The organism is Pseudomonas sp. 1121_17 (assembly GCF_052850745.1).
Genome location: NZ_VXCX01000014.1, coordinates 66,851 through 84,783, shown reverse-complemented (window position 1 = coordinate 84,783; position 17,933 = coordinate 66,851). Strand labels below are relative to the sequence as shown.

Here is a 17,933-nt window from a genome sequence, read left to right as displayed (position 1 = left end):
CGTTTACGCCCGCTCGCCGATGTCGGTGCCCAGGCGCTTGAGCGCGAGTTTCAGTGCATCGGCCAGGTTCGACTTGGTGGTCAGGGTGCCCAGGTCCAGGCCCAGGTGCACGATGGTCTGGGCGATCTGCGGGCGCACGCCACTGATGATGCAATCAGCGCCCATCAGGCGGATTGCGGTGACGGTCTTGAGCAGGTGCTGAGCAACCAGTGTGTCCACGGTCGGCACGCCGGTGATGTCGATGATGGCAATTTCCGAACCGGTCTCGACAATGCGCTGCAGCAGCGACTCCATGACGGTCTGGCTGCGGTGCGAGTCAAGTGTGCCGATCAATGGCAGCGCGAGCACGCCTTCCCATAGTTTGACCACTGGAGTGGACAGCTCGAGCAGTTCTTCCTGCTGGCGCTTGATCACTCCTTCACGGGTCTTTTGATAGGTGCGGATGGTGTGCAGGCCAAACGCATCGAACAGCTCGGAAATTTGCCACAGTTGTTCGGCAAGCTCGGCTGGCTGAGCGCGATACTGGGTTTGCAGCAGCGCAAACAGCGGGCCTTTCAGCGAAAAGATGAACGAGGCAGTCTGATGCGACTCCTGGCCGAGCTGGGCACGGCTGGCGGAGAGTTTGTCGAGGAAGCGGCGTGTTTCTTCCCAGCCCGCAGCCGCTGGGTTAGCACTGCCCTCATGGCGCAAGCCATCTACGATGAGTTGCAGAAACTCACGGCTTTGCTGACGCAGGTCGTGCTCTTTGACATTACGCGAAGCGCCACTGGCTTCGAGCGCTGCCTGCCAATCATTGAGCAACTGTGGCTGATTGCCGACGATCGCTTCCAGGGTGCTGCCTTGCAGTGCTGCCATATGCCGTTAACTCCGAAAACTTGCTGAGATGCCATCGATCATTCACTTCGCATTGAATGACATCCGCGGATATGAATAGTTGGGAAAAAACTGCAATAAATCGCTCGTATGCCCGCTGCGCTGCAGCTAACTCTAGGTCATGTTTGCCATTCATGGGCCAGCACGGCATGCCGACAAGGCATTGCCCTGAACGACACCGCCGTGGCATAGATCTATAGGTCAGCTTTTTAACAGAAACCGCGCATTTGAGGAGATTTCTTTGTGAGCAACCCACAGTACGTACCGCCCAAGGTCTGGCGCAACGAGCCCGCCAATGCCGGCAAGTTCTCCAGCACCAACCGTCCGGTGGCAGGCGCCACCCACGAGCAGGCCTTGCCACAGGGCAAACAGCCGCTGCAGTTGTACTCGCTGGCGACGCCCAACGGCGTCAAGGTGACCATTCTTCTTGAAGAATTATTGGCACTCGGCCATAGCGGCGCCGAGTACGACGCCTGGCTGATCCGCATTGGCGAGGGCGAGCAATTTTCCAGCGGTTTTGTGGCGGTCAACCCCAACTCGAAGATCCCGGCACTGCTTGACTGCAGCCAACAGCCACCGGTGCGGGTGTTTGAATCGGGCTCGATCCTGCTGTATCTGGCAGAGAAGTTCGGTGCGCTGCTGCCGAGCGCCCCAGCCGCACGAACCGAGACACTCAACTGGCTGTTCTGGCAGATGGGCGCAGCACCCTACTTGGGCGGCGGCTTCGGCCACTTCTATGTGTATGCGCCGGAGAAGATCGAGTACGCCATCAACCGCTTCACCATGGAAGCCAAGCGTCAGCTGGATGTTCTCGAGCGGCGTCTGGCCGAAAGCCCTTACCTGGGCGGCGACGAGTACAGCATCGCTGACATCGCCGTATGGCCCTGGTACGGCCAGTTGGTGCGCGGCAACCTGTATGACGCGGCGCAGTTCCTCGCCGTCGAGGAATACCCCAACGTGCAACGCTGGGCCGAAGAAATTGCCCAGCGCCCGGCAGTACAACGCGGCACGCGGGTCAACCGCACCTGGGGCGATGAGGCCACGCAGGTTGCAGAGCGTCACTCTGCGCAAGATCTGGATTAACCAGTAATACGTGCCGGGGCTGCGCCCCGGCCAGTTACGTTCAGGATGAAGCAGCTTCGCCCTCGACCTCTTCCTTGCGGCTGGCGTAACGCTGGGCCAGCACTGCACAGACCATCAATTGAATTTGATGGAACAGCATCAACGGCAGGATCATCGCGCCGATCCCGCTACCGACGAACAGCACCTGCGCCATGGGCACACCGGTAGCCAGGCTTTTCTTCGAGCCGGCAAACAGGATGGTGATGCGGTCTTCGACACTGAAGCCGAGCGCTCGGCCGAGCACCCGCACGCCCAACAGCACTACCGCCAGCAGTATCCCGCACACGGCGAACAGGCCGGCCAGATGTTGCGGCGACACCGTGTGCCAGAGCCCGGTGACAACCGCTTCACTGAACGCGGTGTATACCACCAGCAGAATCGAGCCCTGATCGACGATCTTCAGCCAGCGCGCGTTGTGCTTGACCCAGTCGCCGATCCAGCGCCGAGCGATCTGGCCGGCCACGAATGGCACCAACAACTGCAGGGTGATTTTCAGCACCGCATCCAGGCCCGAGCCGGTATTGCCGTCGGCACCCAGCAGCAACATCACCAGCAGCGGGGTGAGGAAAATCCCCAGCAGGCTCGAAGCCGCTGCGCTGCAGATCGCAGCCGGGACGTTGCCGCGCGCCAGCGAGGTAAAGGCGATTGCCGATTGCACCGTGGCCGGCAAGGCACACAAATAGAGCACGCCCAGGTATAGCTCGTTGCCTACCAACGGCACGAACAGCGGCTTGAACGCCAGCCCCAGCAGCGGAAACAGGATGAAGGTGCAGGAGAACACCAGCAGGTGCAGACGCCAGTGGCCAGCACCCTTGATGATTGCCTCGCGCGACAGCTTGGCCCCATGCAGGAAGAACAGCAGGCCGATAGCCAGGTTGGTCAACCAGCCGAACACCACTGCACCCTGGCCCGAGCACGGCAGCAGCGTAGCGATCAGCACCACGCCGAGCAGGGCCAGGGTGAAGTTGTCGAACAGCATGCGGAAGTACTTCATTACTCATTCCTTGTTGTCATCGTGCAGCGCACGACGATAAGGTCTGCGGCTTATCTGCGCTAACGCTGGAACGCCCGCCAGTGTCGCGCAACGGACACCGCGTACGCTGCAGACAGGAATCCCCATGCTCACTTCCCGCACATTTCTCACCCTGCTTGGCCTCACCTGCTCGCTGGCCAGTACGCACAGCCTTGCTGATGATCTGCAATCTCGGGTCGATGCTGTGGTCAAACCGTTGATGGAAAAACACGCGATCCCAGGCATGGCAGTTGCTGTGTTCGCCGATGGCCGAGAACATATCTTTACCTATGGCGAAGCTAACAAGGTCGACCACCAGCCGGTAAGCCGCGAGACCCTGTTTGAAGTCGGGTCGTTGAGCAAGACTTACACCGCGACACTGGTGGCGCTGGCCAGTGCCGAGGGTAAAGTCGATCTGGCCGCGCCAGCCAGCCGCTATCAACCTGCGCTGAGCAACAAGGCGTTGGGCCAGGCCACCCTGCTGGAGCTGGGCGCGTATAGCGCCGACTGCCTGCCATTACAGTTCCCGGATGACGTCGAGAGCGACGCCCAGGCGCTGGTGTTCCTCCAGCAATGGCAACGCAAGGCTGCGCCAGGCACGCAGCGCTGCTATTCCAACCCCAGCCTCGGCTTGTTTGGCGACCTGGCAGCGCGCGCGCAGAAGCGGCCCTTCGCGAAGTTGATGGAAGAGTCGCTGCTGCCAAAGCTTGGCCTCAACCACACCTACCTGCAGGTGCCTGCCAGCGCACACAGCCAGTACGCCCAGGGTTATGACGCTCAGCAGCGGCCAGTACGGGTCACGCCCGGCGCCTTCGCTGATGAGGCCTACGGCATCAAGACGACGATCGTCGACGCGCTGCGCTATGTGCGCGTGCAGGTACAGCCCGAGCAATTGACTGCACCACTCAAGCAAGCCATCGCCCTCACTCACCAAGGTTACTTTCAGGTGGGCCGCATGACTCAGGGCCTTGGTTGGGAGCGCTACCCTCATCCCGTGACTCTGCCCACACTACTCGCGGGCAACGGTGCCGGTATGGTCCGCGAGCCGCAGGCTGTAACCCGCTTGAGCCCGGCCAGCCCCGCCGCTGCTGGCGCTTGGTACAACAAGACAGGGTCAACCAGTGGCTTCGGTGCCTACGTTGCATTTATCCCCAGCAAAGGCCTGGGTATCGCCCTGCTTGCCAACCGCAATTACCCCAATGAGGCCCGTGTCGAAGCGGCCTACCAGATCCTTTCCGGGCAGTGACTGATGGATTGTCGGACATTATGTAGTGAGGAAAAATATTCACTACAAAACTGTTGACGCCGTTGATCGGCGTTGGGCATGATTAAGCCGTCTCCCTGATCGGGAGCGGTGGCAAGGGTAGTCCAGACGGCTTGCGCGGTAACGCAAGGCGTTCGTGGAGAGGGAACTGTCCAAAAGGCAGCATGTGAAAAGCCCCTGTTGCAACGCTGCGGTAGCAGCCTTGGTAGCGCGCTACATGTGTAGAGCGCCAAGTGTGAAATCACTAAACGACGGGTAATAGGGGCTTTATGATGAACATGAATTTGAACGACAAACCGACTGTTGACCAATTGGCCGAGCTGTTCGCTGCACGCAAGGACAGCCTTGACGATCACCTGCTGTGGATCAGCCAGACTGGCGAGGTTCGCCTTGATCGTCTGCCGCCGAACAGCCTTGAAGACGAATTTGCAGCGCACCTGCCCAGCACCTGCGCCAGCTTCAGGGTCTACCGTCGCGGCCAGGGCTTTGTTGGCAAAAAGGCTGCAGCCGACACCGAGTTCGTTGGCCGCGTGCTGGAAACGCTGCAACAGGAATGGCCTGCAGCCCGTGAGCGGCAAGAAGCCAGGCTGATCGAGCCACTGAACTGAGCGGCCTCACTGTGGTGTTGAGCCCGGCCTGCAAAGGCCGGGCTTTTTCATGCGCGTAGCCGCTGCGGCTGCGGCGCAGCGTCAAGGCTCATGGCCCGCGCCCGGTTGACACCCCACACCATCGCCCGCGTAGTCGTCTCGCCGGGCCGTGTCGGATAGTACTCTTCCAGCAATGCTGTGCCGTTGTCGCTGTACATGCCGATGAACATCTGCGTGGCGCCCAGCCGTGACAGGCGGACCTGCACGTCAATGGTAATACCGTCGCTGAGTTGTTCTTCATGGCTGCGGCTGGGCAGCTGTGATTGGGCCCAATGCCGGTAGGCTTCTTCCCTGATGCGCATTGCAGTCCATCCTCCTTTTGTGAAAGTACAGCGCAAGCAGACCACAGCATTGTTACATCTGCGAGTGCAACTCACTGTTAACTTGCGCAAAATCAACAAAGCTCATCATAAGCGTGCCGTTGGGCGAAAATCCTGTAGGCATTCCTGGCTCGGGACCGCTGCACGCTGCCAATGACACTGTTTTACTTGCGCGCCGGAATCCGCGGCGTGAACCGCCCTTTCTTGCAGCGCTGCAACGCCACCGGCTGCATCTGCTCGGAGTCATCCAGGGTCATATGGGCAAAACCCAGGCGAAACACCGCTTGCCCGCAGCGCACCTGATTGTTGATCGGAAACACGTCATTAAGGTCTTCGACAAAGGCTTCGCTCATCGCCCAACTCCCTGCACAGTTAACCGCGCCGGCAAGCCCCTCGCTTGCCCGATAAAGCCCGGCTGCTGAACTGAGACTAGCCGGTCATTCTCGGACTGCTCGGGCGAAAAACCCATAACTGACCAGTGGCATTTAGCCTTATCTGAGCCTGACTGCAGTACCCGTGGCGAACACCACCACCATGCCGCCCTGCACCGAGGGCATGCTGATTTCGAAGTCCACGCCGACCACTGCATCAGCATTCATCTGCCGCGCGCGGGCGATCAACTCAGCGGTAGCCTGCTCGCGGGCTTGCTTCAATGCACTTTCAAGGGTCTGCGAACGCCCCCCGAAGAAATCCCGAAAGCGCGCAAAGAAATCGCGGACGAAGTTGATCCCCTGCACCGATTCGGCGCTGACCAAGCCCAGGTATTCACCGATCGGACGGCCATCGAGCTGGCTGGTGGTAGAGATGATCATGCACATACTCCTGCTGCTGCCCGGCCTGCATGGCCGGGGCAAAAGAAGCGATCTTAGCAAAGCGCCGCGCGCAGGCGCTGGCTCAGCCGACTGCCAAACACATTGATCAACAAGCCGACCATTACCAGCAGCGCGCCCCAGCCCTGAATAGCGCTGAGCCGCTCACCCAGCAACCACGCCGATGAGCTCAGGCCGATTACCGGCACTAACAATGAAAACGGCGCAACCTTGCCGGCCGGATGGCGCGACAGCAGCGTGCTCCAAAGGGTGTAGCCAAGCATGGTTGCCGCATACGCCAGAAACAGCAGCGCGCCCACTGAACTCCAGCTGATATGGGTCAACGCCTGACTGATTCGCTCGGGGCCCTCAAGCATCCACGACAAGGCCAGAAACGGCAGCGGCGGAATCAACCCGCCCCACACCACCAGCGCCACCAGATTCACCGAGCCAAAGCGCCGCGTGATGATGTTGCCCATGCCCCACATCGCACCGCCACATAGCGTCAACAACAGCGCAATCAGCGGCACATGGCTGCTGTGCTCACTGCCGATCAACATAAGCCCGCCTGCCGCTACCAGCAAGCCAAGGACACTGGCCGGGCGCAAGCGCTCGCCAAGAAACAGCGCGGCAAAGCCTAGGGTGAAGAACGCCTGCGACTGCAGGATCAGCGACGCCAGCCCAGGCGGCATGCCGCTGTGCATGGCCTGGAACAAGAAGGCGAACTGGCCCAGGGAGATCGTCGCGCCATAGGCGATAAGCCAGCGCCACGGCAGGTTCGGTCGCTTTACCAGCAGTACGGCCGGGAACGCCACCAGCAAGAAGCGCAAGGCGCCCAACAGCATCGGCGGCAAGCCATCGAGGCCTACCTTGATCACCACGAAATTGACTCCCCAGATGATGATCACCACTAGAGCGATCAACAGGTCCTTGAGCGGCATCATCAGGTCCTTATCCAAACTGTTATAGACATATTTCGTAACAGCATAAGGGGTTTTTGCCGCTCGTGACCCGCACAGTTGCTGGCCAGGGTTGCGCTACAGTCTGGCGCAGCACGGCTGAGCCAGCACCGTCATCTGCCAGTCATGCAACTGTCGTAATCTGCGGGGCATCACTGTGCCCCAGGTTTCCGGCATGCCGCGTCTGCTCTCACTCCTGCTGTTGTCGCTGCCACTGCTCTGCCTGGCTGAGCCGGTGCAATTGCGCATTCAGGGTTCTAACACCATCGGCACTGCGCTTGGGCCTGCGCTGGTTCAGGGGATGCTGCGCAGCAAGGACGCGACGGCGATCGAGCATTCCACAGGGGCTGTGCCCAACGAAATCGCCATTACGGCGCAGGGTCGCGATGGCGAACTCCTCAGCGTGCTGATCGCAGCTCACGGCAGCAGTACCGGTTTCGCTGCACTGGGCAGTGGCGCGGCAGACCTGGTTGCATCCTCGCGACCGATCAGTGACGTCGAGGTAGATCAGTTGCAGGCGTTCGGCGACTTGCGCAGCGGCCGTTCCGAGCAGGTCATCGGCCTCGACGGCGTCGCCGTGATCGTCCATCCAGACAATCCACTGACCAGCCTCACCACAGCGCAGCTGGCCCAGGTGTTTGCCGGTCAGGTAACCCGCTGGGAGCAACTGGGCGTAGCGGGCGGTGCTATCCGACTGTATGCGCGCGATGACCGCTCCGGTACCTTCGAGACCTTCAAGGCGTTGGTCCTCGACCCTGTACGTAGCGCACTGAGTGGCGAGGCCAGGCGCTTCGAGTCCAGCGACGCGCTGGTCGAGCAGGTCCAGAGCGACCGCCAAGCGATTGGCTTCAGCAGCCTTGCGGCCGTGCATGGGGCCAAGGTCCTGGCCATTGCTGCTGGCGATGCGCCGGCCCTGCCGCCCAGCCGCGCGCTGGTTGCCAGTGAAGATTATCCGCTGTCGCGGCGCTTGTACTTCTACCTGCCGGCCAGTCCGCAGCCGCTGGCCCAGGCGCTGGCTGATTTTGCCCAAAGCCCGGCAGGCCAGGTCATCGTTGCTGAGCAAGGCTTCGTCAATCAGCAAGTCAAAGCTTTGCCGATCCCCGCCCAGGCAGACATGCCAGCGCGCTACCGCAGCCTTGCTCTGAAAGGACGTCGACTGACCGTGAACTTTCGCTTCCAGGAAGGCAGTGCGAGCCTGGACAGCAAAGCGCTGCGCGACGTACACCGGGTCGCAGACTTCCTGCAGCAGGCCGGCCACGAGCAAACCAGGACGCTATTGGTCGGCTTCGGCGATCCCAAGGAAACACCGGGCAGGGCCGCCTTGCTCTCGCGCCTGCGGGCCATGGCAGTGCGCCGCGAACTGGCCCATGAAGGCCTGCAGAACATCGACGTGCTGGGTATGGGCGCCGAGCTGCCGGTAGCGGGCAACGAGCAAGAGCAAGGCCGCCAACGCAATCGCCGGGTCGAGGTGTGGGTGTATTGAGGAATGCAGATGGCCACGCAAAGAAATGTAACAGGCTGCCACTCGGCAGCTCCGGCATCTGGGTCTAGGCTCTAACCCATGTGATACCGGGCCCCTCTGACGGCTGCCACGCCGCCATGTCGGATCACTGTTGCCATGCAACATCGACAATCAAGGAGGGGCTCATGACAGCTCTACAGACCTACCTCGCTACTCCCGTACTCGGTACCAGCGCCTGGCTGTGGCTGGTTTTCGTCGTCATCGTGGTTGGGCTGCTGGTGCTTGACCTTGGCGTCCTGCACCGCAAAGAACGCGAAATCGAAATGCGTGAAAGCCTGCTGCTGTATTCAGGCTATTTCAGCGTGGGCGTACTCTTCGGCGCCTGGGTCTGGTTCGAGTTGGGCGCGCAGTCGGCGCTGGAGTTCTACACCGGCTTCCTGGTCGAACAATCGCTGTCGATGGACAACGTGTTCGTCATGGCGATGATCTTCAGCTACTTCGCCATCCCACGCCGCTACCAGCACCGCGTGTTGTTCTGGGGCATCCTCGGGGTGGTGGTGCTGCGCGCGATCATGATCGGCGTTGGCGCTGCGCTGGTGCAGAACTTTGCCTGGGTGCTCTACCTGTTCGGCGCGTTCCTGCTGTTTACCGGGGTGAAAATGGCTCTGTCCAAGGAGGATAGCCAACCGGACCTGGCCAACAACCCGGTGTTGAGGTTTGTACGCCGGCATATGCGCGTCACTGACGACGTGCACGGAGCAAAATTCTTTGTCCGGCTGACGCCGCCCGGTGAAAGCAAAGCGCTGCGTTACGCCACACCGCTGTTTCTGGCGCTGGTGTTGATCGAACTGGCCGACCTGGTGTTTGCCGTCGACAGCGTGCCGGCGATCTTTGCCATTACTCAAGACCCGTTCATTGTCTACACCTCGAACATCTTCGCCATCCTTGGCTTGCGCTCGCTGTACTTCGCGCTGTCCGCCCTGATGCATCGGTTCGTCTATCTGAAGTACGCGCTGGCCCTGGTGTTGATCTTCATCGGCTGCAAGATTTTCTATCACGGCCTCATCGGCAAGGTGCCGGCGCTGCTCTCGCTGGGGGTGACCTTTGCACTGTTGCTGGGCGGGGTCGTGCTGTCGTTGCTCAAGACCCGCAATGATGCGACAGCGGGTGGCCAGCCTGGTCATGGACCAGACCCCGTGGCTCATCACCGGCCAACACCACGCTCAATTCAGGAGGGAGCGATCACTGAAAATCCTGACTCGCTGAGGAACCGCTAGCCAAGTGCAAGTTCGGCGCGCTGCCCAGGCGCGCCACCCTCAGCGGCCCATGCGCAGTAACTCCGCCGGTACATACTTGCCGATTTCATACTTGCCGATGGCGGCCCGATGCACCTCGTCCGGCCCGTCCGCCAGGCGCAGGGTGCGCTGCATGGCGTACATATAGGCCAGCGGGAAATCACCGCTGACCCCTGCCCCGCCATGGATCTGGATGGCCCGGTCGATCACTTTCAACGCGACATTGGGCGCGACCACCTTGATCTGCGCGATCTCGCTGCGGGCGACCTTGTTGCCAACGGTGTCCATCATGTAGGCCGCCTTCAGCGTCAGCAGGCGGGCCATGTCGATTTCCATACGCGAGTCGGCGATCTTGTCGATGTTGCCGCCAAGCCGCGCCAATGGCCGGCCAAAAGCCGTGCGTTCGACCGAGCGCCGGCACATCAATTCCAGCGCACGCTCGGCCATGCCCACCGAACGCATGCAGTGGTGAATCCGCCCCGGCCCCAGCCGCCCCTGGGCAATCTCGAAGCCACGGCCTTCGCCCAGCAGGACGTTTTCATAGGGCACGCGCACATTGTCGAAGAGCACTTCGGCGTGGCCATGGGGGGCGTCGTCGTAGCCGAACACCGGCAATGGCCGGACGATCTTCAGCCCGGGCGTGTCGGTGGGTACCAGAATCATCGAGTGCTGTTCATGGCGCTGGCCATCCGGGTTGGACAGGCCCATGAAGATCATCACCTTGCAGCGCGGATCGCAGGCGCCGGAGGTCCACCACTTGCGCCCGTTTATCAGCCACTGATCACCATCGCGCACGGCCGTGGCCGCCATGTTGGTGGCATCGGACGAAGCCACGTCCGGTTCGGTCATGGCGAACGCCGAGCGGATCTCGCCGCGCAGCAGCGGTTCCAGCCACTGGCGCTTCTGCGCCTCGCTGGCGTAGCGCACCAGCACCTCCATGTTGCCGGTATCGGGCGCCGAGCAGTTGAACGGCTCCGGCCCCAGCAGGGAGCGGCCCATGATTTCCGCCAAAGGCGCGTATTCAAGGTTGCTCAGGCCCGCGCCGTATTCCGAGTCGGGCAGAAACAAGTTCCACAGGCCTTCAGCGCGAGCCTTGGTTTTGAGCTCCTCCATTACCGCCGTCGGCTGCCAGCGGTCGCCCGCGGCAACTTGGCGGTCGAACACTGCTTCGGCAGGATACACATGCTGGTCCATGAACGCAGTGACGCGCTCTCGCAGGGCCTGCACCTTGGGCGAATAGGCGAAATCCATCGGGCTTACCTTCACAGGATGAAGAACATGGGCCTGAGCCTAGAACAAGCGCGCCAATCCACCTAGCCTATTTTCAGCGTGTATAAACATTCATAACCGATATATGATCCAGCGATAACATCACGTCGAGCGGCGCCCAATGAATCTCAGCAAGGTTGACCTCAATCTGTTCATCGTCTTCGATGCGATCTACACCGAAGCCAACCTGACCCGCGCCGGGCAGATCGTCGGCATCACCCAGCCGGCGGTGTCCAACGCATTGTCGCGGCTGCGCGAGACCTTCAACGATCCGCTGTTCGTGCGCACCGCCCAAGGCATGGTGCCGACGCCGATGGCGCAAAACATCATCGGCCCGGTACGCAACGCGCTGGCGCTGCTGCGGGTTTCGGTGCAGGAAAGCCGCATCTTCAATCCGCAACAGGCGAATAAAACCTTCCGCATCAGCATGACCGACCTGACCGAAGCGGTAGTGCTGCCGCCGCTGTTCCAGCGTCTGCGCCGGCTGGCACCAGCGGTGATGATCGAAAGCTTCCTGTGCAAACGGCGCGAAACCACCAAGGAACTGGCCGCTGGCCGCCTCGATTTCGCCGTCGATGCGCCGCTCAACACCGACCCGCAGGTGCGCCATGTCAAACTGATGCAGGACCGCTTCGTCTGCGCAATGCGTCATGGCCACCCACTGGCCGAGACCAAGCTGACGCTGGAGCAGTACCTGGGCATGAGCCACATCCATATCTCCAGCCGGCGTAACGGCCTGGGATATGTCGACCTGGCGCTGGGCAAGATGGGCCTGCAACGCAAGGTTGCGCTGCGCTCACAACACTACCTGATGGCCTCGCAAGTGTTGCAGCAGACTGACATGGTAATGACTGTGCCAGAGCGTTTCGCCCGCCGCCATCAACTGCGCCACTTGCCACTGCCGGTTGACGTACCGCCGTTGGAAACTCACCTGTACTGGCATGAAAGCACCGACCAGGACCCAGCCAACCGCTGGATGCGCGAACAGATCATCGAGCTGTGTGAGCGGGTTGTGGTGGAAGAGGAAAAAATGTTTGATCCTGTTTGAGAGGTTTTAAGAGAATTTTCTCCTATCCGATCGGGATTAGCGGGAAAACAAGGGAAAAAGTTTTTGGCTGCAGACCGATAGCATGTCGCTAACGTTCGCCACCATCAGGCGACATGCCCGGATCAGTCCATCATGCCCAGCGCCCCACTGTACTTTGACTACGCCGCCACAACCCCCGTCGATGAGCGGGTTATCGAAACCATGCTCGCCTGCCTCGGCCACCACGCCAACTTCGGCAACCCTGCCTCCAGCGGTCACGCCTATGGCCAAGCGGCACGTGCCGTGGTCGAGCAGGCCCGCCGGCAGGTCGCCGAGCGGGTTGGCGCGCAGCCAGACGAGTTGGTCTGGACCTCAGGAGCCACCGAGTCCAACAACCTCGCCCTGAAAGGCATCGCCGATGGCGCCGACGAGCCTGGGCACCTGCTTACCAGCGCGCTGGAACACAAGGCAGTGCTCGACACGGTGGCCGAGCTTGAGCGTCAAGGCTGGGCAGTGACCCGCCTGATGCCCGATCAGGCCGGGTTGATTCAGCCCGATGCGGTTCGCCAGGCGCTGCGCGACGACACGCGGCTGGTGTCGCTGATGGCGGTCAACAACGAACTGGGCACCGTCACCGACTATGCCGCGATTGGCGAGATCGTTCGTGCCCATGGCGCGATACTGCACGTAGACGCTGCCCAGGCAGTCGGCAAGATCGCGCTCGACCTGCGCGAGCAGGCCGTCGATCTGATGTCCTTCTCAGCGCACAAGGTCTACGGCCCCAAGGGCATCGGTGCGCTGTATGTCGGTCCGCGAGCGCGACCACTGATGCGTGCCCAGATGCATGGTGGCGGCCATGAAGGCGGCCTGCGCTCGGGCACCCTCGCGACCCACCAGATCGCCGGCATGGGCAGCGCCTTCGCCTTGGCAGGCGAACCCGCCGAGGCCGAGCAACAGCGCATCCATCAACTCAGCGAACGCCTGCTCAACGGCCTGCTGGCGCTGCCGGGTGTCGCACTCAATGGCTGCCCGCAGCAACGCATCGCCAACACCCTGAACCTGCGCATCGCCACCCCAGGCTTCAACAGCGCAGCGCTGGCCAGCGAGTTGGCGTTGTCGACGACTTCAGCCTGTAACTCCGCCAGCAATGCTGCGTCACATGTGCTGCTGGCGCTGGGCCTTACCGATCAACAAGCTCGCAGCAGTGTGCGCATCAGCCTAGGCCGTTACACCACAGAGACTGATGTGGATGCTGCAATCAAGGTGTTTACCCGCGTGCTGGCGACTGCTGCGCCGACCTTCTGGTAACCACACGCGACATGTTCAGGCGCGCGGCCTCGCGCCTGCCATTAGCAGCAGCGTGGCCAATACGGCCAAGCCAGCCACCGCGCTGGCTACGTAGCCCAGCGCTGCAGTGCCGTACCATTGAATCACCAGCCCGCCCAGCGCAGCGCCAACCGCGATGCCACCGTTTGCAGCAGATACGTTCAATGTCCCGGCCAGGGCCTGAGCCTTGGCGCCGGCCTGCATGACGCGCACCTGACACACCGGGAACAACGCCGTGTAGGCAACGCCCCACAGCGCCAGGGCAATCAGCAGCAGCGCTGGATTGCCGACCACGGGAGCAACCGCACCCATGCCAATCGCGAGAATGACAAGCAACAGTACCGTCGCCCCGAGCGGGCTACGGTCAACGATGCGCCCGGCCAGGCTGTTGCCAAGCATGCCGACCACACCAAAGCCCATCAGCCACCAACCGACCTGAGCCGCAGGCACGCCCGCCACCTGTTCGAGGATTTCTGCCAGGTAGGTGTAGGCGCTGAACATCGCGGTAAACACCAGCACCGACAACAGCACATGGGCAATAAAGCGCCGGTCACGCAAGATCACTGTCTGCCGTTCGCCTTGCGCCCGCTGCGGCGCAGGCGGCAACTTCGGCAACCAGGCCCACATCAGCAGCGCGACCAGCAGGCACAACCCGGCCAGCAGCCAGAAGCTGCCACGCCAGCCGACCAGCCCGGCGGCGACAGTGCCCAGCGGAATGCCGAAGACAAACGCCGCTGTGATGCCCAGGTACACCTTGGCCACTGCCCAACCCTCACGGCCGGGCCCTGCCAACTGCCCTGCACTCTCGCTGGCGGTGCCCCAATACACCGGCAACGCCAGTGCGCCGAGTACACGCGCCAGCGCCAGCACCCAGACGTTTGGCGCCACTGCGGCAAGTGCGTTGGAGGCGGCAAAAACCAGCACGATGGCAATGAACAGGGTCTTGCGCGGATAGGCTGACAACCAGGCGGTCAGAAACGGCCCGAACAGCATGACAGTCACCGCAAACAGGGTCACCAACTGGCCCGCTGCTGCAATCGACAGGCCCAGGTCGCGGGCCAACCCCGGCAGCAAGCCAAGGATGATGAATTCAGTGGTCAGCAGGGCAAAGCCGCCGACCGCGAACAACAGAATGGACAACCCGGTGCGCTGCCCGGAGTCGGCGACTGCGGAAGCAGTCAAGGAAGAATTTTGCATCGTCTATCGCTCGGAAACTTTCAGCCGCGAAGCTTAATATGGAAATACACGCCTATTACGGGTAGATTTTCCGTAATTTGCTGAACCATTTTCACTAATCAAGGCCCTCCTCCATGCCTGTCGCCGAGCATCTCAAGGACATCGACTTCTTCGTCAATGTCGCCAACGCAGGCAGCTTCATCGCCGCTGCCGAGCGCATGAACCTGACCAGCTCAGCCGTCAGCAAGGGTGTGGCGCGCCTGGAGAAACGCTTGCAGGTCAGGCTGTTCGAACGCACCACTCGGCGCCTGCTGCTCAGCGACAGCGGGGCAGCCTATTACCGAACCTGCAGCCGAGTGCTGGCCGAGATCGCCGAAGCCGAGATGGCCCTGCATGATGAACTGAACGAGCCATGCGGGCCGCTGCGGGTCGATCTGCCCGCAAGCTTCGGCCGCCTGCATGCGCTGCCCGCCGTGCTCGACTTCGCCCGGCGCCATCCGCGCCTGCAGCCGCACATCACTTTGTCCGATCGCTTTGTCGACATGCTCGAGGACGCCATCGACGTCATCGTTCGCATTGGCGGGCCGCAGGTGTGGCCAGCTGGTGTCGAACATCGCTATCTGGGCAGCCAGCGCACGGTGTTCTGCGCCGCCCCCAGCTACCTCGCCGAGCACGGCACGCCGCGTGATGAGCGCGACTTGCAGGCACTTGGTTGCGTGTTGTACGCCTGCGCCGATGGCAGCACACCGCCCCTGCATTTCGCCAGTGGCCGGCAAGGCGCGACGCAACTGAAAAGCATCAGCGGCCGCCTGGCCATCGGTGACGCCGAAGGCCAGGCGATAGCGATCATGGCCGGCCACGGTATCGCCCAGTTACCAACCTGGCTGGTTCAGCGCCAGCTGGATGAGGGCAGCCTGGTCGAAGTGCTGCCAGAGTTCGCCAGCGAGGGCCTGCCGATTCACCTGGCCTGGCGCCGCAATCGGCGCCATTTGCCAAAGGTCAGCGCACTGGTCGAAGCGCTCAGCGCACAGCTGATAACGGTGCTGGACCCGCAGGTCAAAGGAAGGTGAATACACTCGACGCCGGCAGGCGCGACTTGCCCAGCCCAGCGTTGAAGTCGTCGGCACTGCGGTAGCCCAGGCTGAGCAGCACCACACTGGTGAAGCCGCGCTCGCGCAGGCCAAGTTCGGCGTCCAATAGTTTGCTGTCGAAACCTTCGATCGGCGTGGCATCCAGCTCCAGCGCGGCAGCGCCCAGCAGTGCAGTGCCAAGAGCAAGGTAGGTTTGTTTTTCCATCCAGTGCTGCAGGTCTTTCTGATCGAAGCGGTGCAGGTCGACATAGCTGCGCCGGGTCAGGTCCTGGCCGGCCTTGGCCTGCTCGGTGTGGAAACGGCCGTCACGGGCTTCCTGCTCCAGCAGGGCCTGCAGATGCGCTTCAGGCATCTCGGTGCGCGCGGCAAATACCAGCACATGCGAGGCATCGCGAATCTTTGCGGTGTTGTAGGCAAACGCTTCGGTGCTCTTGGCTATCCGCGCCTTGCCTTCAGCGCTGTCGGCAACGATGAAGTGCCAAGGCTGGGTATTGACCGAAGACGGGCTGTGGCGCAGTTGCTCGAGCAAGGTATCGATGGTCGCTTGCGGGATTCTGCGGCTGGCGTCGTAGGCTTTGGTGGTGTAACGGCGCTTGGCCAGGGTAACGGTGTCCATCGAAAAGCTCCTGAGGTGTGCAGATTCGACGCGCATCTTAGCGCTGTTGCAGCCAATAGAAACCGCTGAAAATACAGCAACACTTTCATGCCAATGACGAAAATGCTGCGCAACCTGCTGCACATCCGTTCTAAACCTGAGCAGCCCTTGTGGGTTAAGGTAGTGGGCCCACTCACCAGCAGCTGCCGCCCATGACCAACTGGATTGATCTGAGCCAGGACGCCGATACCGGCATCGAGTCGGTGCGCGCGCATTTCACCGGGCACGCCTACGACCCGCACTGGCATGACAGCTACCTGGTCGGCGCCACCGAGCAAGGCGTGCAGCAGTTCAACTGCCGCCGCGCCCGCCATGTGAGTACGCCCGGCCAGGTATTTCTGCTCGAACCTGGCGAGATCCACGATGGCCTGGCGCCGACTGCCGACGGCTTCACCTACTTCACCTTGTACCTGGAGCCAGACTGGCTGCAGGCCGAACTGCCGGGCTTGTTCGAACAAGCGCCGGCCAATAGCCTGCCCAGTTTTGCCGACACCCAGTGCAACGATTTGCGCTTGAGCGGGGCGATCATGCGCGCCTTCGACGCCGTGCACCGTCAGGACCTGCGCATCGTGCGCCAGACGGCCATGGACGACATGCTCGCCTGCCTGACCCAGCACCTGCACTGGCGCAAGCGGCTCAATCCCGACCCACGCCTGCCGCTGACCGCGCAGCGTGCGCGGGACTACCTGCACGCGCATATCGATCAGGACATCGGCCTGGTCGAGCTGGCTCAGGCCTGCGGGGTCGATCGTTTTCGACTGAGTCGCGCGTTCAAGGCGGCCTTCGGCCTGGCCCCGCACGCCTACCTGATTCAGCTGCGCCTGGCTCGAGCGCGGCGCCTGCTGGCCTTGGGCGAGAGCCCCGCTGCAGTGGCCACGGCGCTTGGCTTTGCCGATCAGAGCCACCTCGGCCGCTGGTTCCGCCGGGCGTATCGCCTGACCCCAGCAGCCTACCAACGACGCTGCTCAAAGCTTCCAGACTGAACCGGCGGCGGCAGCGACCATGGTGCCCCATCCCTCTGGAGTTACCGCTGATGCTGCAGTCCCTGTTGCCCTTTACCTTGTTTGCGCTGGTCACCAGCATCAGCCCCGGGCCGACCAACGTGCTGATCCTCGCCCATAGCGCCCGCGCCGGGCTGCGTGCCAGCGTGGCGCCGATTGTGGCGGCCTCCACGGCTGCCGCGGTGATCGTCTGGGCGGTTGGCCTGGGCCTGGGCGAAGTGCTGCTGCGCTATCCGCTGGCGCAGCAAGTGATGAGCTGGCTCGGCGTGATCTGGCTGACGTGGCTGGGCTGGCAGTTGCTGCGCAGTGCCGGCGAGCCGATCCAGAGTGCCGAACAACAGCCCTTCGGCGCGATCAGTGCTGCGTCGCTGCAACTGATCAACCCCAAAGTCTGGTTGCTGGCCGTGGCGGTAATCGGCGTGTATGCAGCGCCGGGCCAGCCGGTCTGGCAGCTGGCGCTGGTGTTGCTGCTGGTGGCCCTGCCGAGCATGACCAGTTGGGCCCTGCTCGGTGCTGGTAGCGCCCGCTGGTTGCAGTCGCCGCAGCGCCTGCGCCGGTTCAATCAGCTGCTGGCGTGGCTGCTGATTGCCTCGGCATGGACGGCGCTGCTGCTGTAGCGGCCGGC

At 62.1% G+C, this 17,933-nt stretch carries 19 protein-coding genes; 10 read left to right on the top strand and 9 right to left on the bottom strand.

Annotation, left to right across the window (positions count from 1 at the left end):
- Positions 1 to 3 precede the first annotated feature (3 nt).
- Entirely contained in the window at positions 4 to 855 is an 852-nt protein-coding gene (locus FW789_RS21560) for an STAS domain-containing protein (RefSeq protein WP_446432004.1), read from the bottom strand.
- 261 nt (positions 856 to 1,116) lie between these two features.
- Here FW789_RS21560 and yghU point away from each other — a divergent pair, with 261 nt between their 5' ends.
- Entirely contained in the window at positions 1,117 to 1,956 is an 840-nt protein-coding gene (gene yghU, locus FW789_RS21555) for a glutathione-dependent disulfide-bond oxidoreductase (RefSeq protein ID WP_186700940.1), read from the top strand.
- Between the two features lie 40 nt (positions 1,957 to 1,996).
- Here yghU and FW789_RS21550 read toward each other — a convergent pair whose 3' ends face one another.
- The gene (locus FW789_RS21550; RefSeq protein ID WP_446432003.1) at positions 1,997 to 2,989 is read right to left on the bottom strand and encodes a bile acid:sodium symporter family protein; all 993 of its coding nucleotides are present in this window, start codon (positions 2,987 to 2,989) and stop codon (positions 1,997 to 1,999) included.
- A gap of 124 nt (positions 2,990 to 3,113) precedes the next feature.
- On the opposite strand from FW789_RS21550, the gene ampC reads away from it, so the two are divergent.
- Both ampC and FW789_RS21540 read left to right on the top strand, forming a co-directional pair.
- Positions 3,114 to 4,253 (top strand): class C beta-lactamase, encoded by a 1,140-nt coding sequence (ampC, locus tag FW789_RS21545; protein WP_446432002.1) that lies wholly within the window; start codon positions 3,114 to 3,116, stop codon positions 4,251 to 4,253.
- 296 nt (positions 4,254 to 4,549) lie between these two features.
- Positions 4,550 to 4,879, top strand: a complete 330-nt coding sequence (locus FW789_RS21540) for a hypothetical protein (protein WP_446432014.1) — start codon at positions 4,550 to 4,552, stop codon at positions 4,877 to 4,879.
- A gap of 47 nt (positions 4,880 to 4,926) precedes the next feature.
- Here FW789_RS21540 and FW789_RS21535 read toward each other — a convergent pair whose 3' ends face one another.
- The 4 genes from FW789_RS21535 to FW789_RS21520 all read right to left on the bottom strand — a co-directional run bounded on the left by FW789_RS21535 (position 4,927) and on the right by FW789_RS21520 (position 6,988).
- On the bottom strand, positions 4,927 to 5,220 hold the full coding sequence (locus FW789_RS21535) for a hypothetical protein (RefSeq protein ID WP_186700937.1): 294 nt from the start codon (positions 5,218 to 5,220) through the stop codon (positions 4,927 to 4,929).
- Between the two features lie 182 nt (positions 5,221 to 5,402).
- Positions 5,403 to 5,591 carry a hypothetical protein gene (locus FW789_RS21530; RefSeq protein ID WP_103437586.1) on the bottom strand — a complete coding sequence of 63 codons (189 nt, stop codon included), beginning with the start codon at positions 5,589 to 5,591 and terminating at the stop codon, positions 5,403 to 5,405.
- Between the two features lie 138 nt (positions 5,592 to 5,729).
- Positions 5,730 to 6,050 carry a YbjQ family protein gene (locus tag FW789_RS21525; RefSeq protein ID WP_101319930.1) on the bottom strand — a complete coding sequence of 107 codons (321 nt, stop codon included), beginning with the start codon at positions 6,048 to 6,050 and terminating at the stop codon, positions 5,730 to 5,732.
- 53 nt (positions 6,051 to 6,103) lie between these two features.
- The gene (locus FW789_RS21520; protein WP_103437587.1) at positions 6,104 to 6,988 is read right to left on the bottom strand and encodes an EamA family transporter; all 885 of its coding nucleotides are present in this window, start codon (positions 6,986 to 6,988) and stop codon (positions 6,104 to 6,106) included.
- Between the two features lie 193 nt (positions 6,989 to 7,181).
- On the opposite strand from FW789_RS21520, the gene FW789_RS21515 reads away from it, so the two are divergent.
- Positions 7,182 to 8,489 (top strand): substrate-binding domain-containing protein, encoded by a 1,308-nt coding sequence (locus FW789_RS21515; RefSeq protein WP_103437588.1) that lies wholly within the window; start codon positions 7,182 to 7,184, stop codon positions 8,487 to 8,489.
- Positions 8,490 to 8,653: 164 nt separating this feature from the next.
- Positions 8,654 to 9,745 carry a TerC family protein gene (locus FW789_RS21510; RefSeq protein WP_225912981.1) on the top strand — a complete coding sequence of 364 codons (1,092 nt, stop codon included), beginning with the start codon at positions 8,654 to 8,656 and terminating at the stop codon, positions 9,743 to 9,745.
- 39 nt (positions 9,746 to 9,784) lie between these two features.
- Here the strand turns inward: FW789_RS21510 and FW789_RS21505 are convergent, their stop codons facing one another.
- Positions 9,785 to 11,014 (bottom strand): acyl-CoA dehydrogenase, encoded by a 1,230-nt coding sequence (locus FW789_RS21505; protein WP_103437589.1) that lies wholly within the window; start codon positions 11,012 to 11,014, stop codon positions 9,785 to 9,787.
- A 139-nt stretch (positions 11,015 to 11,153) separates the two neighbouring features.
- On the opposite strand from FW789_RS21505, the gene FW789_RS21500 reads away from it, so the two are divergent.
- Both FW789_RS21500 and FW789_RS21495 read left to right on the top strand, forming a co-directional pair.
- A complete protein-coding gene (locus FW789_RS21500) occupies positions 11,154 to 12,080 on the top strand; it encodes a LysR family transcriptional regulator (RefSeq protein ID WP_446432001.1) in 927 nt (308 codons plus the stop codon).
- A 132-nt stretch (positions 12,081 to 12,212) separates the two neighbouring features.
- Complete coding sequence (locus tag FW789_RS21495; RefSeq protein WP_446432000.1) at positions 12,213 to 13,367, top strand: cysteine desulfurase family protein; 1,155 nt, start codon at positions 12,213 to 12,215, stop codon at positions 13,365 to 13,367.
- 15 nt (positions 13,368 to 13,382) lie between these two features.
- On the opposite strand, the gene FW789_RS21490 is transcribed toward FW789_RS21495, so the two are convergent.
- Positions 13,383 to 14,582, bottom strand: coding sequence for an MFS transporter (locus FW789_RS21490; protein WP_411563002.1), 1,200 nt, complete (start codon positions 14,580 to 14,582; stop codon positions 13,383 to 13,385).
- A gap of 113 nt (positions 14,583 to 14,695) precedes the next feature.
- Here FW789_RS21490 and FW789_RS21485 point away from each other — a divergent pair, with 113 nt between their 5' ends.
- Complete coding sequence (locus FW789_RS21485) at positions 14,696 to 15,631, top strand: LysR family transcriptional regulator (protein WP_446431999.1); 936 nt, start codon at positions 14,696 to 14,698, stop codon at positions 15,629 to 15,631.
- Here the strand turns inward: FW789_RS21485 and nfsB are convergent.
- Positions 15,618 to 16,268, bottom strand: coding sequence for an oxygen-insensitive NAD(P)H nitroreductase (nfsB, locus tag FW789_RS21480; protein WP_101319950.1), 651 nt, complete (start codon positions 16,266 to 16,268; stop codon positions 15,618 to 15,620). The genes FW789_RS21485 and nfsB overlap by 14 nt on opposite strands.
- 191 nt (positions 16,269 to 16,459) lie before the next feature.
- On the opposite strand from nfsB, the gene FW789_RS21475 reads away from it, so the two are divergent.
- Positions 16,460 to 17,290: an AraC family transcriptional regulator gene (locus FW789_RS21475; RefSeq protein ID WP_103437595.1), complete on the top strand. Its 831-nt coding sequence runs from the start codon at positions 16,460 to 16,462 to the stop codon at positions 17,288 to 17,290.
- Positions 17,291 to 17,340: 50 nt separating this feature from the next.
- Complete coding sequence (locus FW789_RS21470) at positions 17,341 to 17,925, top strand: LysE family translocator (RefSeq protein ID WP_446431998.1); 585 nt, start codon at positions 17,341 to 17,343, stop codon at positions 17,923 to 17,925.
- Positions 17,926 to 17,933: the final 8 nt, after the last annotated feature.

Excerpts from the sequence above, each read along its gene's own strand:
- ampC (WP_446432002.1), top strand. The coding sequence starts at position 3,114 with ATGCTCACTTCCCGCACATTTCTCACCCTGCTTGGCCTCACCTGCTCG.
- FW789_RS21530 (WP_103437586.1), bottom strand. The coding sequence starts at position 5,591 with ATGAGCGAAGCCTTTGTCGAAGACCTTAATGACGTGTTTCCGATCAAC.
- FW789_RS21560 (WP_446432004.1), bottom strand. The coding sequence starts at position 855 with ATGGCAGCACTGCAAGGCAGCACCCTGGAAGCGATCGTCGGCAATCAG.
- FW789_RS21550 (WP_446432003.1), bottom strand. The coding sequence starts at position 2,989 with ATGAAGTACTTCCGCATGCTGTTCGACAACTTCACCCTGGCCCTGCTC.
- FW789_RS21515 (WP_103437588.1), top strand. The coding sequence starts at position 7,182 with ATGCCGCGTCTGCTCTCACTCCTGCTGTTGTCGCTGCCACTGCTCTGC.
- FW789_RS21490 (WP_411563002.1), bottom strand. The coding sequence starts at position 14,582 with ATGCAAAATTCTTCCTTGACTGCTTCCGCAGTCGCCGACTCCGGGCAG.
- FW789_RS21525 (WP_101319930.1), bottom strand. The coding sequence starts at position 6,050 with ATGATCATCTCTACCACCAGCCAGCTCGATGGCCGTCCGATCGGTGAA.
- FW789_RS21475 (WP_103437595.1), top strand. The coding sequence starts at position 16,460 with ATGACCAACTGGATTGATCTGAGCCAGGACGCCGATACCGGCATCGAG.
- FW789_RS21520 (WP_103437587.1), bottom strand. The coding sequence starts at position 6,988 with ATGCCGCTCAAGGACCTGTTGATCGCTCTAGTGGTGATCATCATCTGG.
- FW789_RS21485 (WP_446431999.1), top strand. The coding sequence starts at position 14,696 with ATGCCTGTCGCCGAGCATCTCAAGGACATCGACTTCTTCGTCAATGTC.
- FW789_RS21470 (WP_446431998.1), top strand. The coding sequence starts at position 17,341 with ATGCTGCAGTCCCTGTTGCCCTTTACCTTGTTTGCGCTGGTCACCAGC.
- FW789_RS21535 (WP_186700937.1), bottom strand. The coding sequence starts at position 5,220 with ATGCGCATCAGGGAAGAAGCCTACCGGCATTGGGCCCAATCACAGCTG.
- FW789_RS21495 (WP_446432000.1), top strand. The coding sequence starts at position 12,213 with ATGCCCAGCGCCCCACTGTACTTTGACTACGCCGCCACAACCCCCGTC.
- nfsB (WP_101319950.1), bottom strand. The coding sequence starts at position 16,268 with ATGGACACCGTTACCCTGGCCAAGCGCCGTTACACCACCAAAGCCTAC.
- FW789_RS21505 (WP_103437589.1), bottom strand. The coding sequence starts at position 11,014 with ATGGATTTCGCCTATTCGCCCAAGGTGCAGGCCCTGCGAGAGCGCGTC.
- FW789_RS21540 (WP_446432014.1), top strand. The coding sequence starts at position 4,550 with ATGAATTTGAACGACAAACCGACTGTTGACCAATTGGCCGAGCTGTTC.
- FW789_RS21500 (WP_446432001.1), top strand. The coding sequence starts at position 11,154 with ATGAATCTCAGCAAGGTTGACCTCAATCTGTTCATCGTCTTCGATGCG.
- FW789_RS21510 (WP_225912981.1), top strand. The coding sequence starts at position 8,654 with ATGACAGCTCTACAGACCTACCTCGCTACTCCCGTACTCGGTACCAGC.